The organism is Allobosea sp. NPDC055353 (assembly GCF_053644975.1).
On sequence record NZ_JBSHMC010000001.1, the window covers coordinates 2,434,522 to 2,448,739 of the forward strand.

Sequence of the window (14,218 nt, forward strand, 5' to 3'; positions counted from 1 at the left end):
TCGCCAAGGAAAAAATCTTCACCGCTGAGACCGCTATAATCATGATCTCCTGACCGTTGAATCCGACAAGCGCGCTTGCCAGTCTGATGGACAGCGCCCAAATTTCTGGCGACTCATTGGCAATTTGGGAGCTTCGATCGTTGGGCCAGGTCAGTTTCCCCCTCAGAATCTAAGATAGTGGATTCAGCTAACCGACCTTGGTAGCCAAACAAGGAATTGACGTGTTTGGCTGAGCACGTCGATTCTTTGGGTCAGCCGGAGAATGACAATCCGCAATCCTCCAGCGCGAAGACTGCTCATGGCGACCGACCAAGATCAAACGGAAGAAGCGCGTCTCTTCCCACTTGAACAATGCGTTGCTGTCGCTGCGGAGCTCAACGCTTGGACATCGGTCCAGGCCATCTCGGCCGCCGCCCGCCATTTAGAGGTGCGGAGCCTGTCGACCGACGAGATTAGCAGTCAACTCATCATGCCGATGCGGCACGGAGCATTGTTCGAAGCGGTGTTTCTTCACGCGGTCACTTGGATGGCTGCGGGCTACGCGGTGCCCACTGGCAAGATCGAGCTAGCGCGCTCGCTTGATCCGATGATCTCCGACGAGACCGCTGAGCGCCTGCGCACCGCACGCTTCTCGGGCACCATAAGTCGGGCACCGCTGGTCGCTTTCGACCATTCGGTTCCGCCACCTCCGGGTGGGCCGAATGCATTCGTTGTTCAGGATGAGCCGCATGTTATCGAGATTCTGCAGGCGCCGCTGCAATGCCTTATGGACATCCTGACGTTTGGATACGAGTCAGCCGAAAGTGCTCACGCGTTGAAAGCTGAGGCAAAGAAAACCACTGGCGGCGCCCCGACGATTTTCCACCGGCCTTATGCCGACAGCCGCCTCTACGCCACGCTGGAGGCGCTCTGCTTTTATGCGTTTGGGCATGCAATTGGCCCCTACACGACCCCCATGCATTTGAGCGAAATCGACCGCTCGTACCGAGCGGTAAACGTGAGGTGCCGCCCGCCAATAGATGTCGATTTGGTCGGATATGCGCGCGTCCTAATGGAAAAGATGCTCGATGACCTCGGTTGATCGCGAACCGCTCCATCTGACAAACGCACACTGGTACGAAGACCGCTTGTCGGTCGCGGCCGACATCCCGTCGCTTCAAGACGTGGGCGAAGGCGGCATCTACAGGGACCGCCAGTTTGGCAATGTGTGGAGCTGGATACCGACTCCCGAAGCTGCTCTCTACGGCCGAACCGAGGCTGTACCGCGAGGGCCCTTCGACGACGGAGAGGCCGTTCTTCGCGTTCCGTTCCGACGCATACCAGTTATTGATCTTCACTCTGTAGATGAAGTGCTCGCATTCGGCCGCGGGAATACATCCAAGGACCCCAGCGTAACCGGAATGTGGCGCGGACAGTCGCAGCATTGGACCCTAAAACGAGAATCAGTCGATAAATTGCGTCTATATGGCAACCTTGAGGCTGACGAGCCGTCGTTGCTGCCATCCGCCGCGCGAAAAAATATATACTTCCCATATTTGTTTGAGACATGGTCGGGATTACTCGATATATACATTGATGAACACCTGAAAAATTTAAAGCTCCTTGATGCTTCGCAATCGGAGCGTCGCCGTCAACAGGCTGCGTCCTTCCGTGCTAGCTACAATTATCGCGGTTGGGGACTCGCCACGGCCCAGCATTACGGGGTTCCGAGCGTTGGCCTAGACCTTACATCTGACATCAGGGTGGCCCTGTATTTTGCTCTCCATCGGTTCGAGACCAATCCAATCACCGGAGCGATGTCGGTCAGACGTGCGACTGATGAAGACGACCCAATCATCTATGGAATAGGCGTGTTCGAAAACGATCTGCTTGAGGACGAAAAGCTCGCCCCCGCCTGGTTGAATTGCGCAAGGCCAAAAGCGCAAAAGGCGTTCTTTTTTGGGTCCGCCTGGGGCGACTCCGTCAATCGAGCTGCGGACCGTGTGTATGTGGCGGCGCGGCTGAGAGGTCATGCTAGTTGGACTTCTCCACTCAATACGGAGGCGATTTTTCCATCAGCCTCCGACGATGCTTTCCTGGCCTTTCTCCTCCAGTCGCGAGAAAGGTTTGCTTCTACCGCGGTCGTAGATCTTTTGAAGTGGGTCTACTTCGCTGCCGCCTAGAAGCGGGGCGCGCGATGGGTGAGTTGCCGCATGCCATGCGCGGTAAACCACGGCACAGAGGCAATTTGAGCTGGCCTTGCAACCCGGGGGAACGTGTCCAGGCTGAGCCCCGCATGGAGTTTTTGGCGATCTGAAGAAGGATTGATCCAGCAATCCTTGGCGTGCGATCTACGGTCTGACATCATGGTGTCGCGCCGCGTCCTATGCCGAGAGTCGTTTGTCCATGTTTCGACTGGGCGCGTCGTTCCTTCCGCGAGAACACCTAGGGATGGACTCAACAGCATTTCGAGCAGCTCGCGCGCAGTTGGGCCTTACCGAGGTCGAATTTGCACGATCCTTTGGCGTATCGCGCCGAACGGTGCAAAACTGGGCTGCGAAGGGCCCTCCCGACTACATCGCCGAGCTGTTGAAGTTTGCGCTCACCTACAAGGTTTCGCCGCCAAACGGCTCCGCGCATTCGATCGATCACAAGGCGTCGCTTGAAGAGGCGACGTCAACGTTGACCCCCATTCTCGAGGCGGTTTTGGAAGCAGCGCGAGATGCAGGATGGCCTCCAGAAACTGCTCGGTCGGCAATTCTTCACTGGGCACGAAAGCCGTAAGCTCACCCGCTCTCATCCGCCGCCGCCCGTTGCCAAAGAAGGCACCGATCCGGCCCGTTAACCATAACACCAAGTAAAATCGATCGTTAAGATTTTAGCATTGAAAGCGCACAATGTGCGCCCTTATAATACGCATGTCTTTGAGGCTGGCACACGGCGCCCGTTAAGTCGCGTTTAACGCTACCGCTTTGGACGTGCGGCGTTGATCACCGCCGCCCCGCTTCGATCCTCTCATGCCTTCCGCCCTGTGCCGAACATGGCCGTGGTTTTTCCAATCCAACGTTCATTTTCTGGAGGTCGCATGCCAGCGCATTGTCGCAGCGGATACTCTCGCCGTCATCCTTTCCGCACTTCGGGCAATAGCAGCAAGAACTTCAGGGACCGCAGGCTTTCCATCAAGTCCCGCCTAACAGTTTTGCGCGAAGTGAACCGACGGGCACTGGAAGAATACCCGTCTCCGTTGGAATTCATCGATGACGATTTCGATGAGCTGAAGTGCGATCCGGAGTTCTTATTGCGGATCGCAAACCAAGTCTGATCAACCGCGAAACGCACAAAGCCTCTCGGCCGCCTCTCCTTAGGGATCGGCGGGCACCGCGCGAATAGCCGTCAAATCCTGAATAGGTGGACCGGAGGCCCGCACGAGTGGCTATGTCTCATCCAAGCTCATTTCTTCTTCCGAAGCGGAGGCCCCATCAGGCGAACTGCTTGCGCGAGCACTTCTGCACATTTTCGCAGCCGAGCACGCGGCAAAGGCCAACATCATACTGCAAGGAAAGCTTTTCGGGGGATCCGATCGATGAGGTTCTGGAGGATCTTGAGAAGGAGCCGATGGCCGACGACCGAACTTTCCTGCGGCCCGACCTGGCCGCAATGGCAATTCTGGCAGCCTGAGCGACTGTTGAGGCTGGCAAACCAACCTTGATCTACTGAGCGGGCCGACGGCTGCCGCGCGTCTTCGGCGCGCACCTCACATGCCAATCGCCTTCTCTGGCCAACATTGCACGGGAGGATTCATGAAGCGTGGAAAATCGTCTGCAGCTAACCACCACTCCATTCCAGCCCGCAAGGACCTGCTGGCGCGGGCTTACCTCGAAATCCTTGCCCGCGAGGCGGGAGCAAAAATCCAGCCTATGCTCCGCGCTGATTACACCGACGAGGCCTTGGAGCGCTTAATCGACGACCTTGAGGATAGCTTCGACGGTGGTGGTGTCTCGATCCTCAGGCCCGATCTGGCGGCTGTCGCGGTTCTGATCGCCCGGGCAATTGAGGGCGTCTCTGGCCTGGCGCGTCGCATCCGCCGGGACGCTCCCATCGTCGTGCTGACTACTCATAGCCCGAACCTCGTCGAAATGGCCAAGGAGGTTGTGCAGAGCTGCGTGCTGCCGTCGCACTCCCGTGTGGTGGAGGCCGGCTCAATTGTCGGCTCGCAGACCCGAGCCGTCCTCGTGGCCCGGGATGGTTCGGCGAGAGAGGATCGGCCCGAGAAGGGCAATAAGGAGATCGCAGCGGCGCTCCAGCGTCGGATTCCGGTGATGGGTATCGCACCCGACCCGACACGGCACCTGCCACAGGCGCTTATGCGGACCGCAGAGTTTCGTCTTGTTCTTCCCACGCTGGATCAAACCGCCCTTGCCTTGGTCATCGAGGTGGTGACGGGTCGTGCACCGACACGCGCAATGGACCCGGACCTCATCCGGCTGCTCGATGTCGACGATCTCCCTTTGGCATTCCGCTTTGGACGAGCCGGCGACGCATGCCTCGACGCGATCGAAGACGTTGTCAGGAAGAAGGGCGAGTACCTTATTGGGGGCCCCTCTCTCACGGAGCTGGCGGGATACGGCGCGGCCCGCGAATGGGGTCTGCAGCTGGCGGACGATCTGAATGAGTACCGCGCGGGGAAGCTCAGCTGGGCTGATATCGACCACAAGGGTCTTCTCCTGTCGGGGCCACCTGGCGTGGGCAAAACCCAGTTTGCGCGCGCTCTGGCCAAGTCCGCGCGGGTTCCGCTCGTCGCGACATCGGTGGCGCAGTGGAATACCGCGCCATTCCTGTCGGGCACATTGCAGGCTATCCGGGATGCGTTCTCGCAGGCGCGCAGGCAGGCACCTAGCATCCTGTTCATCGATGAACTGGACGGCATCTCTGACCGGTCCAAGCTGCAAGGCGATTACGTCGAGTACTGGACGCAAATCGTAAACCTGCTGCTCGAACAGCTAGCGGGCATCGAGGAACGGCCCGGCGTCGTCGTTATTGCCGCGACGAACCATCCCGATAGGATCGATGCCGCGATCAAACGGGCGGGCAGACTCGATCAGGAGATTCAGATCGAGCGACCGGATACCGCGGCGCTGGTCGAGATATTCCGGTTCTACGTTGGCGCTTCACTCCCCCCGTCCACCGACCTCACGCCGCTGGCGTTGGCTTCACGCGGAGCGACTGGCGCTGATGTTGAGGCACTCGTGCGTCGCGCCAAAGGCGCTGCCCGGCGCGCCAAGCGGGAACTCACGCTCGAAGCGTTGATGTCGGCCATAGCCGCAACCGCACCGGCCCTCTCGCCGGAGGCACGTTGGCGCATCTCGGTGCATGAGAGTGGTCATGCGTTGGCCGCCTACGAGCTGGATGCCGGGACGGTCTGCGGAATCTCTATCCATTCCAGGGGTGGGTTCTTCGAGTTCGAAAGCAACCTGACGGGGTCGGCCACATTCGATCGCTTTCAGAGCGAGATAGTTGTGCTCATGGCCGGGCGGGCTGCCGAGCGTCTCATCTTGGGAGATGCGAGTGCCGGAGCTGGCATGAACATCTCGTCCGACCTGGCAAGAGCGACCGGCTTCGCGATGCTCATCGAGACGCAGTGCGGGCTGGGCACGTCGGGCAGCGCGTACCTCGCCGAGGTCAGGAATCTTGCCCAGCATCCGGAGCTGCATAAGGCGGTCAACGAGCACTTAAACGAGGCCGAGGACAAAGCTCGGCTCCTGCTGGATCGAAAGCGGGGCAGATTGATCGCGCTCGCCAATGCGCTGGATGCCCAGGGCTACCTATCCGGCGACGACATCAAATCGATTGTCGAGATCGGTCCTGTCGAACTCAGCGAGGCGCAGGACGAATTTGGGAGGTGTGCGTGACCCATCTCGACGACGTGCTCAAGAAGGATCGGATGGCAGAAGTTTTGCCCGAGGTCGAAACCCGGCTCCTCAAGGCGACACGTGATCTCGCGGCCACATTGGGTGTCGATCCGGTGGATGCAATGCGCGCGCTGGCATCCGTTGTCCAACGGCGCGCCGACTTCGAGCGGCTGAAGAGACCACCCGGAGCGACCATAACTCTCCAGCGCTAACAGGCCTCTCGACATCGCTGCAACGCCGTCGCAGCCGGCGACGAGGCCGGCTGCTCGCTCGCGACATATTGGGAGAACGGTCCATGCAGGAACTGGTGCAGAAGATTAGGGCAGCTGCTGCGGATCTGCGGCGGCTCGAAGAGGGGTGGATGCCTTCACCGGCTGATCTGTGTGATGCCGTGATCCTTGAGGATTGGATGATCGCGGGCGATCCCGTCACCGGTCAAACAGTGTTCTGGGGCCGATCGACCGGGCATCCGATCCTCGGAGATCGGTACATTACCACGAGCCCACTAATCTGGATCAGTCAGGATCGCACCATCGCTCGTACGCTTTCGCGCTGGTATCGCCTTGGGAACTGCGCATCGCCGCCCACTGACGCGCCGTCGCCAGAGTTGGAAGCCGGCGGCCCATGAGCTTTATTGGCGTTCCCGACTGCGAGAAGTTTCACATGGTCCGCGCAGCGGAAGAGTTGCGCCGTCTCCTCTCACTCAGCGTCGTCATCGTCCTTCTCAGGCCGCTTTTTGACGAACCCGCCGACATCAGTCCTCCGTCTCGTGTTGTCGAGACGGAGCCGGTCCAAACGCACGGTCCCTATCCGATCGCGGCAGTCGTCGACTATCTCATGACGCAAGTCAGGCGCGTGCCGCGGCACGCGGATTTCACGTTCTTCTCATGCCAGACGCGGGCCCCCGGTTGATGAAGCGGGCGCGGCGGAAGCTGAAGGGCAGTGGTCGGCGGGACAGGTCTGCTAGGAAGCGTTCAGCGGCATCTCGCGGGGCTAGCGCGACCTCAGCAGCTTCCGCCGAGCCAGATTTCACGATTACGGAATTGGAAGCGGCAGCCGCTGCCGTTGTCAGACTTTTCGAGAAGTGGAAGCTCTCAGACGAAAAATCGCGTCAGATCCTCGGAAATCTCGATCGAGAAACGTTCGCGCGCTGGAAGAGTGCTACTGAATATGGCCCCTTCGATCACGAGTTGGCGGTCCGGCTCTCACTGCTGATCGGAATTCACAAGAACCTTCGCCTGCTGTTCAAGGAACCGGCTCGCGGCTACGCGTGGGTAAAGCGACCGAATTCGGCTCTCGGCGGTCTTCAGCCGGTGGACATAATGACCAGAGGCGATCTCGCGTCGTTAGCCGAAATTCGCGCCTACCTCGAACGCACGTTTCTAGGTTCGTCGGATCTCTGACGTTCCGATCCGAAACATCGTTGCACGACGTGCTGCGCCGCCGCTGATGTGTGCGGGCGGGATACCTAAACGGTGCCGCGACCAATCACGCGAGAGGCGTTGAACGAGCGCGATGCGACGACGAGAATCGACCAAAGGACTGCCTGCAACACCGAAATGGTGGATAGCGGGGAAGAAAAATTTTCGACCCTGGCTCTTTTTTCTAACCCGCGCCCCTCGTGCATGCATTGCACGGCTAAGCGGCCGTTCCGAGCGAAATTCTTCCGATCCTCGAGACGCTTGCGGAAGATGAAGCAGTTCTGATCATCCCAGTCCATGGCTGGGCCAGTCGTTCGTCAACCCCACATGTCAAGCGCCAGCAAGTTTTCAACAGCTTCCAATCCACGGATGATTGGCCCGGTCGCAGCACGCCCAACAAGATCGCTGAATCGACGATCCAAGCAGATTCGATCATAGCTGTTCGGGCGGAAGCGGCGAAGATTTGCCGCGACGCGCAGAGATGGAAAACAGCAGCGGAGATCGTAACAACGAATACAATTTCTCTGTAGCGCAAAAGCGCCTCACGGCCATTTTCGAAGATAGAGAATACGCATTAATACATCGCGTAGCCGATACTTCATGGCCATCAAATAGAAAATAAAGGGCACTCCGATCAACGACCGGAATGCCCATCCATCTTCCGCTTCCATTCGAGGCCTAGGAAACCTTGGAAGCGGATCGCAACCCAACTCAGTGCAAGACCAAGCCCGGCGCTCGTCAGTGGAAGCATTTTGCGTAATGTTACGCAAGTAGTCTTTTACTGCACGGATCGGGATTGCGGTCGCACGTCTACCGACTGGAACCCAACAAGTGCAGAACCTCCCCGCTTCCCCCGCTCCGATCTGGTGCCCTCCAGGTCCCTCAGTCACGTCCCGCAATGTGCACGGGAAAAGCCGCGGCGCTTGCCGACCGTCCGTCGTAGGTGGTGCAGAGCCGCGGGAAATCATGTGCGAGAGCGGCCTCGAAAAGAAGGCCGCGCATTTCCTCCTGACACATCCCAAGGTCGCCGACCTGAGCGAGCAGCCGCCATCGGTCGTATGGTTTGACGCCGCCGGCCAGAGGCACCGCCATACCTTCGATTTCCTCGTCACCCTGAAGGATGGCCGCAAGCTGGCCGTGGCGGTCAAGCCGAAGGCCCGTGCCGAGCGCCACCGTCTCGCCGATGTCCTCTCTTCGATCGCAACCCAACTCCCGCGCGGCTTCGCAGACGGCGTCCTGCTGATCACGGATGCCGACCTGCCACGCGACCTGGTCCACAACTCGGCGCTCCTGCATCACGCCCGTAGAGCGCCTGATCAGGGTCTCGACGCTGCGGTGTTGAAACTGGCCAGGGCGACCTCGGTCACCACGATCGGCACACTCGTCCGCGAGAGCGGCAGAGGCGGGGAAGCCTTTCGTTCTGTCACCCGCTTGATTGCCAACGGGTTGATCGCGGTCGTTGGCCAGTCGCGCATCGGCTACGCGACGCCGGTCACGGCAGCAAACGATGGGGAGGTCGCGTGATGAACGTCCGTGTCCCCATGTTCCGCATCGGCCCCAACGACCGTCTCGGCATCGACGGCATTGAGTACCGCATGCGCCAGCGCCTGCCCCAGGGGTACGTGCTCGCCCGCGTCGACGACCCCGGCGTTATCGAGGACTTCAGCGATGAGCGACTGCACCTGCTGTCTCAGACTGCGAGGTTCCGGTTCGATCGCGGCGCGTTCGATCTCGCCGCAATCGCGGCTCGCTCGGAAAGCGACGCGGATATCGTCGCGGATATTCCAGTCAACGAGCGCGAAATGGTTCTGGGGCGCCGTTTCTATGCGGTGGCGTTCCTCAAGATGGAGGCCGAGAAGAAGGCCACGAGGTCCGACGCCTCGATGAAGCTGGCCATCCAAGAAATCGACAAGGCCTACGTCGACCATCTCCACAAGGCAGAGGCCAAGCGAAACGACGATGGCGATCTCATCCCTGTCCGCCCGGGAAACAAGAGGGCGGCGCTCTCGATCAGCCCTCGCACCCTGAGGAACTGGGTGAAGGCTTTCGAGAACGCGGGACTGCGCGCCACGGCGCTGCGCTCTCGATACCGGCGCTGTGGAGACCGGGTCACCGTCCGGCTCGATCCGGCTATCCGGCGTTTGCTTGCCGAATTCGCGCTCCAGTATGCGTCGGAGAATCGACCGACGATCCGCGCTGTCTACCGCCGACTTCTGGCCGCTCTCGAAGCGATCAATCGCGAGCGTGTCGCGCATGGCCTCCCGGCTTTGAAGGCACCGTCCTATGAGCGGCTGGGCATCGAGATCAGGACCTTGCCGGCGCTCGACGTCTACGCTGGGCGATACGGCCTGCCGGCTGCGATGAAGCGCTTCCAGATGGTGGCAAATGGCTCCGATATTGTGCGCCCTCTGCAGCGCGTCGAGATGGACGAGTGGCGCATCGACCTCATGACGCTCATTCAGGATGCTGGGATCCTAGAGGTACTGTCGCCGGAGCAGCAGGACGAACTCAAGAAGAAGCGGCATTGGGCCTGCGTGGCGATCGACGCCGCCACCCGCGTCATCCTCGGAATGAAGGTCGCGCCAGGCGTCAGCACCGAACTGGCGATCGAGACCATGGAGATGGTTGTCACGCCGAAGCGGCGGTATGCGGACGCTGTCGGCGCGGGGTCCGCTTGGGAACACCACGGCAGCCCAGAGTCCATCGTTCACGATCAGGGCCCCGCCTTCATGGCGGGATCCTTCCGACGCGTGATCATCGACCTTGGTTGCGATCCGGACGCTCCTCCGGCCGGGGTGCCCTGGTTGCGCGGAACCATAGAACGGACATTCCGCACGATGCATGATCAGGCGTTGGCCCCCTTCACCGGGCGGACGTTCGGCTCCGTTGACGCAAAGGGTGACTACCAGCCCGAGGAACGGGCAAGCCTGAACGTCGAAGAGCTTTGCGACGTCTTGGTCAGGTGGGTCGTCGACGTCTACCACAACACGCCCCATGCAGGTCTCGGCGGCGAGACGCCGGCCAACGCCTGGTCTCGCCTCGTCGCCAAGTTCGGGATCATCCCGCCCCCCGATCGTCATGTCCGTCGCGCCATCTTCGGCACGGACCTGAAGCGCACCGCGTCCCCTAGGGGCATCCGGTGCCTGGGCTTGTTTTACAATTGCCTTGAGCTTCAGGCCCACCGGCGGCGGCACGGCGATGCCGCCATCGAGGTGAAGCTCGATCCATCGGACATGGGCCACGTGTCCGTGCGCCTCGGAGCGGGTTGGGTCGCAGTTCCGTGCATGCGCCCGGGCTTCGATGATGTGCCCGCCTCCATCTGGCTGGCCGCGTCCAGGGACCTCAGGCGCCGCTACGCCGTCGAGGCAAAGCTGACCGATGCCGTCGTGGCCGCAGCCGTTCGCGATGCTTGGGAAATGGCCCGCAAGGCTCAGCTCCGCGCCGGCATCCTCGCAACGCGGCCGAGCCAGAACGAGCTCGATGCCCTCGAATTGCAGATCGGTCTCGGCTTCCCCTCTCAGAAGGATGCCGCGACTGCAGCAGCCTCGGCAACCGCAGATCCGCTGGAAAAGGCCATCCCCAGTGGCAAGTCGAGCTCGGAGCCGCCGCAGCCGCGGTCCGCTCCCTCCCGCATCATCAAGTCGAGGAACTGACCGCGTGAGCGACACTCCCTTCACCTCCGCGGTCGAAAAGCTCCGCGAATGCCTTCCCCAGTCCGAACTGCGCGTCGTCAACACGATGGCGCAGGTTCGTGCCGAGTACGTCGAGACCGACTTGGACGACCGCCTTCGCAAGAGCTTGGACGCCCTGATCCGCACGATGGTCAGCAAGCGCGCACTTACTCAGACCGCCGTCAACTCGCCACGTAGGGAAGCTCGTGCCATTGTCGTGGTTGGCGAAGCCGGGACGGGCAAGACCGCTTCCATCGATCGGCTGTTCCGAACCCACCCGGCCTTGAAGGGCTACGGGCAGCCTGGTTCTGGTTGCCCTTTGGTCAGCGTCACGGTTCCGGCGCCGTGCACGCTCAAGTCGCTCGGCATGACGATACTCCACGGCCTTGGGTACCCGCTGGCGCGGGATCTCCGCGAGCATTTGCTTTGGGCGCGCGTCCATGAGGCGCTGAAGACGGCAGGTATCCTGCTTCTGCACCTCGATGAACTGCATAATCTCACGGACAACGCGAACGTCTTGGAGATCGATACGATCCGTAAGGCGATGAAGTCGATCATGGTCTCGGACGACTGGCCGATCGGCCTCGTCCTTAGCGGCCTGCCCAGCCTCGTCCCGGCCATGCGCGAAATCGACGAGGTACGGCGTCGTGGGCGCTTCATCCAGCTGCCGACGTTGTCGATGCCGAGCGACAACATGCTCATTGCCGAAGCGCTGTCCCGCTGCTGCTCCGCCGCAGCGATCGCGACGCCCGCGGGCCTTGCGGAAACGATTGGGCCTCGGCTCGCACACGCCGCTCTCAATCGCTACGGCATCGCCGTGGAACTGATCCACGAGGCGATCGAGGATTGTCTCATGTCGGCCAAGGACGAACTCGCGATGCACCACTTCGCGAATGCATTCGCAGACCGGACCGGATGCGGGGATCGGATGAATCCGTTCGTCGCGCCGGATTGGCCCGACATCGATGCCAGCTTGGTCTTACTCGATCGGATGCCGCCCGACCCCGTCTTCGCCGACGATCCGAAGCCGAAGTCGGCTGGCCGCAAGTCGAAGAAGGGGAAGCACTGATGCGCATCTTTCCCACCGTGCCGCCGCGCCTGGACGAGACCCCCGCCAGCCTGATCTCCAGACTGGCGGTTCGCCACAACGCCCTGTCCGTCCGCAGCTTCGCCCTCGACATGGGCGCACCATTCCAAGCCATCGTCGATGGCAAGCCGGAAGCGGTTCAGCTTGTCGCTGAGTTGGTTGGTTGCCCGGTCGAGCCGCTCCAGAATGCGACGATCACCAGGATCGGCTCCGGCTTCAACCACCGCGGCCAGAAGGTGCAGAAGGCGAGCTTGAGGCGCGCCAGGGTGCTGGTTTGCCCGCGGTGCATCGCTGAGGACCTTGCATACGAGGCCAGTCCCTGGATGGCCAGCGGTCGCGTCCACTGGCTCCTCGATCCTATTCGGGCTTGCCGGCATCATGGGGTGATGCTCGTGGAGATCGGTCACGAGGATCCCCCGGCCCCGCTGCACGACTTCGCGCGCTGCGTCGCCCCCTCTCTGGTGAAGATCCCGCGTTTGGCGGCCGAGGCTCAGGAGGTGCGGCCGTCTCCTCTTGAGCGACACCTGATCGATCGCCTTGAAGGGCAGCAGGACCCAACCTGGTTGGGCGCGTTGCCCTGGTATGCGGCTGCGCGGACCTGCGAGATGATCGGGGCTGTCGAGGTCTTCGGGCGCAAGGCCGCGATAAAGGCCCTGACGGACGATCAATGGCGAGAGGCAGGAGCTGCAGGCTACGAGATCGCGAGCGGCGGCCACCTCGGCATCCGTGCGTTTCTGGAGCGGATGCGGTCCACATATCCCGAATCCAACAGCGATGGCAGCGGCCCGCAAGCCTGGTTCGGACGACTCCACACTTGGCTGGCCGGTATGGACGACGACGGCTACGATCCTCTTCGGGATGTCCTGATTGATTTCGTTCGCGAGACGGCGCCGGTCGGACCGGATGATCGAATGTACGGTCGCCAGATCGTTGAGAATCGGCGGCTGCATTCCATCAGGACTGCAGCGCTCGAAACCGGCCTCCATCCGAAGCGGCTGCGCCGCCTTCTCGCCGCCTTCGGCACGATTCCGCCCTACCATCGTGAGTTGACGGATGACCGCGTACTCTTCTCCGCGGCGCAGGCCGAGGAATTCCTGCTAAAAGCCAAGCACGCAATAAGCGAACGCGACGCCCAAGACTACCTGAATGCCGGGCGGGTCCATACCAGGCTCTTGGCGCAGGCTGAATTCATCACGCCTTTCGTTTCATCCGGGCAAGAGGTGCTCAAAGTTTACGCTTACGATTCACGGGAACTCGAAGGATTCCTCGCAGCGCTATCTGCAAAGGCGCAGGTCATGGCAGGCCACGCCGATCCGATCTATCGGATCCCTGAGGCAGCAAAGCGCGCCAACTGCAGTGCAATGGAGATCGTGCGCGCGATCTTGGACGGCAAGCTGGATTGGGTTGGCCAGATCAGCAGCGAGACCGGCTACATGGCCATGCTGGTCAACGTGGCGGAGATCCGGCGACTTGTTCGCGGTGACCACGGCGACATGCTGACACTGATGATCGTCCAGAAATCCCTACGGACAACATTTGGAGTTGTTGATGCGCTCGTTCGATCTGGCATCCTTCCATCCGAGACTGCCATCAGTCCGATCAACAGATGCCCTTACACGGCCGTCAGAGCAGCTGACCTGAAAACATTTCAGACGACATTCGGGGCGCTCCAAGAGATCGCTCGCGAGCGCGGCATTCACTTCGCACCCCTGAAGAAGGCTCTCATGAAGCATGGCATCACGCCCTGCTTCGGCAAGCCCGCCATACCGGCCACGTTCTACCGGCGAGCGGAAATCCCGCAAAACCTCTAACCAACGTTGATCAGAAAAAAGCCCGGTTCGCACGACGCGAGCCGGGCTTTTTGCTGCCCGAAGCGAAGGGAAACTCCGCGGCGAGCGTCTGGTTTGCGGAGGAGCTTTGCACCCTATTGCGGAAGTGTGAAGACGACAGTCATGCAACGGCTCCAATGAAATAAGGCGAAATCCGTGTGGCTGCGGGGATCTTTCCCTCTCATCACACTTCTTGAAGTCGCTCCCGAACGATGGCCGTTTTGACCCAAAGCGCGCCTCGATGTGATCGGAAGAGTGCCGCACCTAAAAAATGCCTCGCCGCTAAGCAGCGGCGAGGCACAGTTCTAGAACTGCACGTAGA

Annotated in this window: 13 protein-coding genes; 12 read left to right on the forward strand and 1 reads right to left on the reverse strand. The window is 60.9% G+C overall.

Annotated elements, in window-relative coordinates:
* The first annotated feature begins 298 nt into the window (after nt 1-298).
* The 8 genes from ACWIEX_RS11190 (at nt 299) to ACWIEX_RS11225 (ending at nt 7,291) form a co-directional block, all read left to right on the forward strand.
* On the forward strand, nt 299-1,081 hold the full coding sequence (locus tag ACWIEX_RS11190; protein ID WP_454033104.1) for a hypothetical protein: 783 nt from the start codon (nt 299-301) through the stop codon (nt 1,079-1,081).
* The gene (locus tag ACWIEX_RS11195; protein ID WP_454033105.1) at nt 1,068-2,162 is read left to right on the forward strand and encodes an FRG domain-containing protein; all 1,095 of its coding nucleotides are present in this window, start codon (nt 1,068-1,070) and stop codon (nt 2,160-2,162) included. The genes ACWIEX_RS11190 and ACWIEX_RS11195 overlap by 14 nt, the downstream gene beginning before the upstream one ends.
* Before the next feature lie 1,309 nt (nt 2,163-3,471).
* Nucleotides 3,472-3,657 carry a hypothetical protein gene (locus ACWIEX_RS11200; protein ID WP_454033106.1) on the forward strand — a complete coding sequence of 62 codons (186 nt, stop codon included), beginning with the start codon at nt 3,472-3,474 and terminating at the stop codon, nt 3,655-3,657.
* A 122-nt stretch (nt 3,658-3,779) separates the two neighbouring features.
* Nucleotides 3,780-5,888, forward strand: a complete 2,109-nt coding sequence (locus tag ACWIEX_RS11205; RefSeq protein WP_454033107.1) for an AAA family ATPase — start codon at nt 3,780-3,782, stop codon at nt 5,886-5,888.
* Nucleotides 5,885-6,100 (forward strand): hypothetical protein, encoded by a 216-nt coding sequence (locus ACWIEX_RS11210; protein WP_454033108.1) that lies wholly within the window; start codon nt 5,885-5,887, stop codon nt 6,098-6,100. Before ACWIEX_RS11205 ends, ACWIEX_RS11210 begins: the two co-directional genes overlap by 4 nt.
* 83 nt (nt 6,101-6,183) lie before the next feature.
* Entirely contained in the window at nt 6,184-6,516 is a 333-nt protein-coding gene (locus ACWIEX_RS11215; protein ID WP_454033109.1) for a DUF6634 family protein, read from the forward strand.
* Nucleotides 6,513-6,800 carry a hypothetical protein gene (locus ACWIEX_RS11220; RefSeq protein WP_454033110.1) on the forward strand — a complete coding sequence of 96 codons (288 nt, stop codon included), beginning with the start codon at nt 6,513-6,515 and terminating at the stop codon, nt 6,798-6,800. The genes ACWIEX_RS11215 and ACWIEX_RS11220 overlap by 4 nt, the downstream gene beginning before the upstream one ends.
* 131 nt (nt 6,801-6,931) lie before the next feature.
* Nucleotides 6,932-7,291, forward strand: a complete 360-nt coding sequence (locus ACWIEX_RS11225; protein ID WP_454033111.1) for an MbcA/ParS/Xre antitoxin family protein — start codon at nt 6,932-6,934, stop codon at nt 7,289-7,291.
* 65 nt (nt 7,292-7,356) lie between these two features.
* Here ACWIEX_RS11225 and ACWIEX_RS11230 read toward each other — a convergent pair whose 3' ends face one another.
* A complete protein-coding gene (locus tag ACWIEX_RS11230; RefSeq protein ID WP_454033112.1) occupies nt 7,357-7,608 on the reverse strand; it encodes a hypothetical protein in 252 nt (83 codons plus the stop codon).
* Nucleotides 7,609-8,275: 667 nt separating this feature from the next.
* Between ACWIEX_RS11230 and ACWIEX_RS11235 the strand changes: the two genes are divergently transcribed.
* The 4 genes from ACWIEX_RS11235 to ACWIEX_RS11250 are packed head-to-tail and all read left to right on the forward strand — an operon-like array spanning nt 8,276 to nt 13,878.
* Nucleotides 8,276-8,833, forward strand: a complete 558-nt coding sequence (locus ACWIEX_RS11235; RefSeq protein ID WP_454033113.1) for a TnsA endonuclease N-terminal domain-containing protein — start codon at nt 8,276-8,278, stop codon at nt 8,831-8,833.
* Nucleotides 8,833-10,962, forward strand: a complete 2,130-nt coding sequence (locus ACWIEX_RS11240) for a Mu transposase C-terminal domain-containing protein (RefSeq protein ID WP_454033114.1) — start codon at nt 8,833-8,835, stop codon at nt 10,960-10,962. The genes ACWIEX_RS11235 and ACWIEX_RS11240 overlap by 1 nt, the downstream gene beginning before the upstream one ends.
* A 4-nt stretch (nt 10,963-10,966) precedes the next feature.
* A complete protein-coding gene (locus tag ACWIEX_RS11245; protein WP_454033115.1) occupies nt 10,967-12,049 on the forward strand; it encodes an ATP-binding protein in 1,083 nt (360 codons plus the stop codon).
* Entirely contained in the window at nt 12,049-13,878 is a 1,830-nt protein-coding gene (locus tag ACWIEX_RS11250) for a TniQ family protein (RefSeq protein WP_454033116.1), read from the forward strand. Before ACWIEX_RS11245 ends, ACWIEX_RS11250 begins: the two co-directional genes overlap by 1 nt.
* The last annotated feature ends 340 nt before the right edge of the window (nt 13,879-14,218 follow it).

What these genes read in the sequence shown, in the direction of transcription:
- ACWIEX_RS11190 (WP_454033104.1), top strand. Translation starts at nt 299, where the DNA reads ATGGCGACCGACCAAGATCAAACGGAAGAAGCGCGTCTCTTCCCACTT.
- ACWIEX_RS11195 (WP_454033105.1), top strand. Translation starts at nt 1,068, where the DNA reads ATGACCTCGGTTGATCGCGAACCGCTCCATCTGACAAACGCACACTGG.
- ACWIEX_RS11205 (WP_454033107.1), top strand. Translation starts at nt 3,780, where the DNA reads ATGAAGCGTGGAAAATCGTCTGCAGCTAACCACCACTCCATTCCAGCC.
- ACWIEX_RS11215 (WP_454033109.1), top strand. Translation starts at nt 6,184, where the DNA reads ATGCAGGAACTGGTGCAGAAGATTAGGGCAGCTGCTGCGGATCTGCGG.
- ACWIEX_RS11220 (WP_454033110.1), top strand. Translation starts at nt 6,513, where the DNA reads ATGAGCTTTATTGGCGTTCCCGACTGCGAGAAGTTTCACATGGTCCGC.
- ACWIEX_RS11230 (WP_454033112.1), bottom strand. Translation starts at nt 7,608, where the DNA reads ATGGACTGGGATGATCAGAACTGCTTCATCTTCCGCAAGCGTCTCGAG.
- ACWIEX_RS11235 (WP_454033113.1), top strand. Translation starts at nt 8,276, where the DNA reads ATGTGCGAGAGCGGCCTCGAAAAGAAGGCCGCGCATTTCCTCCTGACA.
- ACWIEX_RS11240 (WP_454033114.1), top strand. Translation starts at nt 8,833, where the DNA reads ATGAACGTCCGTGTCCCCATGTTCCGCATCGGCCCCAACGACCGTCTC.
- ACWIEX_RS11250 (WP_454033116.1), top strand. Translation starts at nt 12,049, where the DNA reads ATGCGCATCTTTCCCACCGTGCCGCCGCGCCTGGACGAGACCCCCGCC.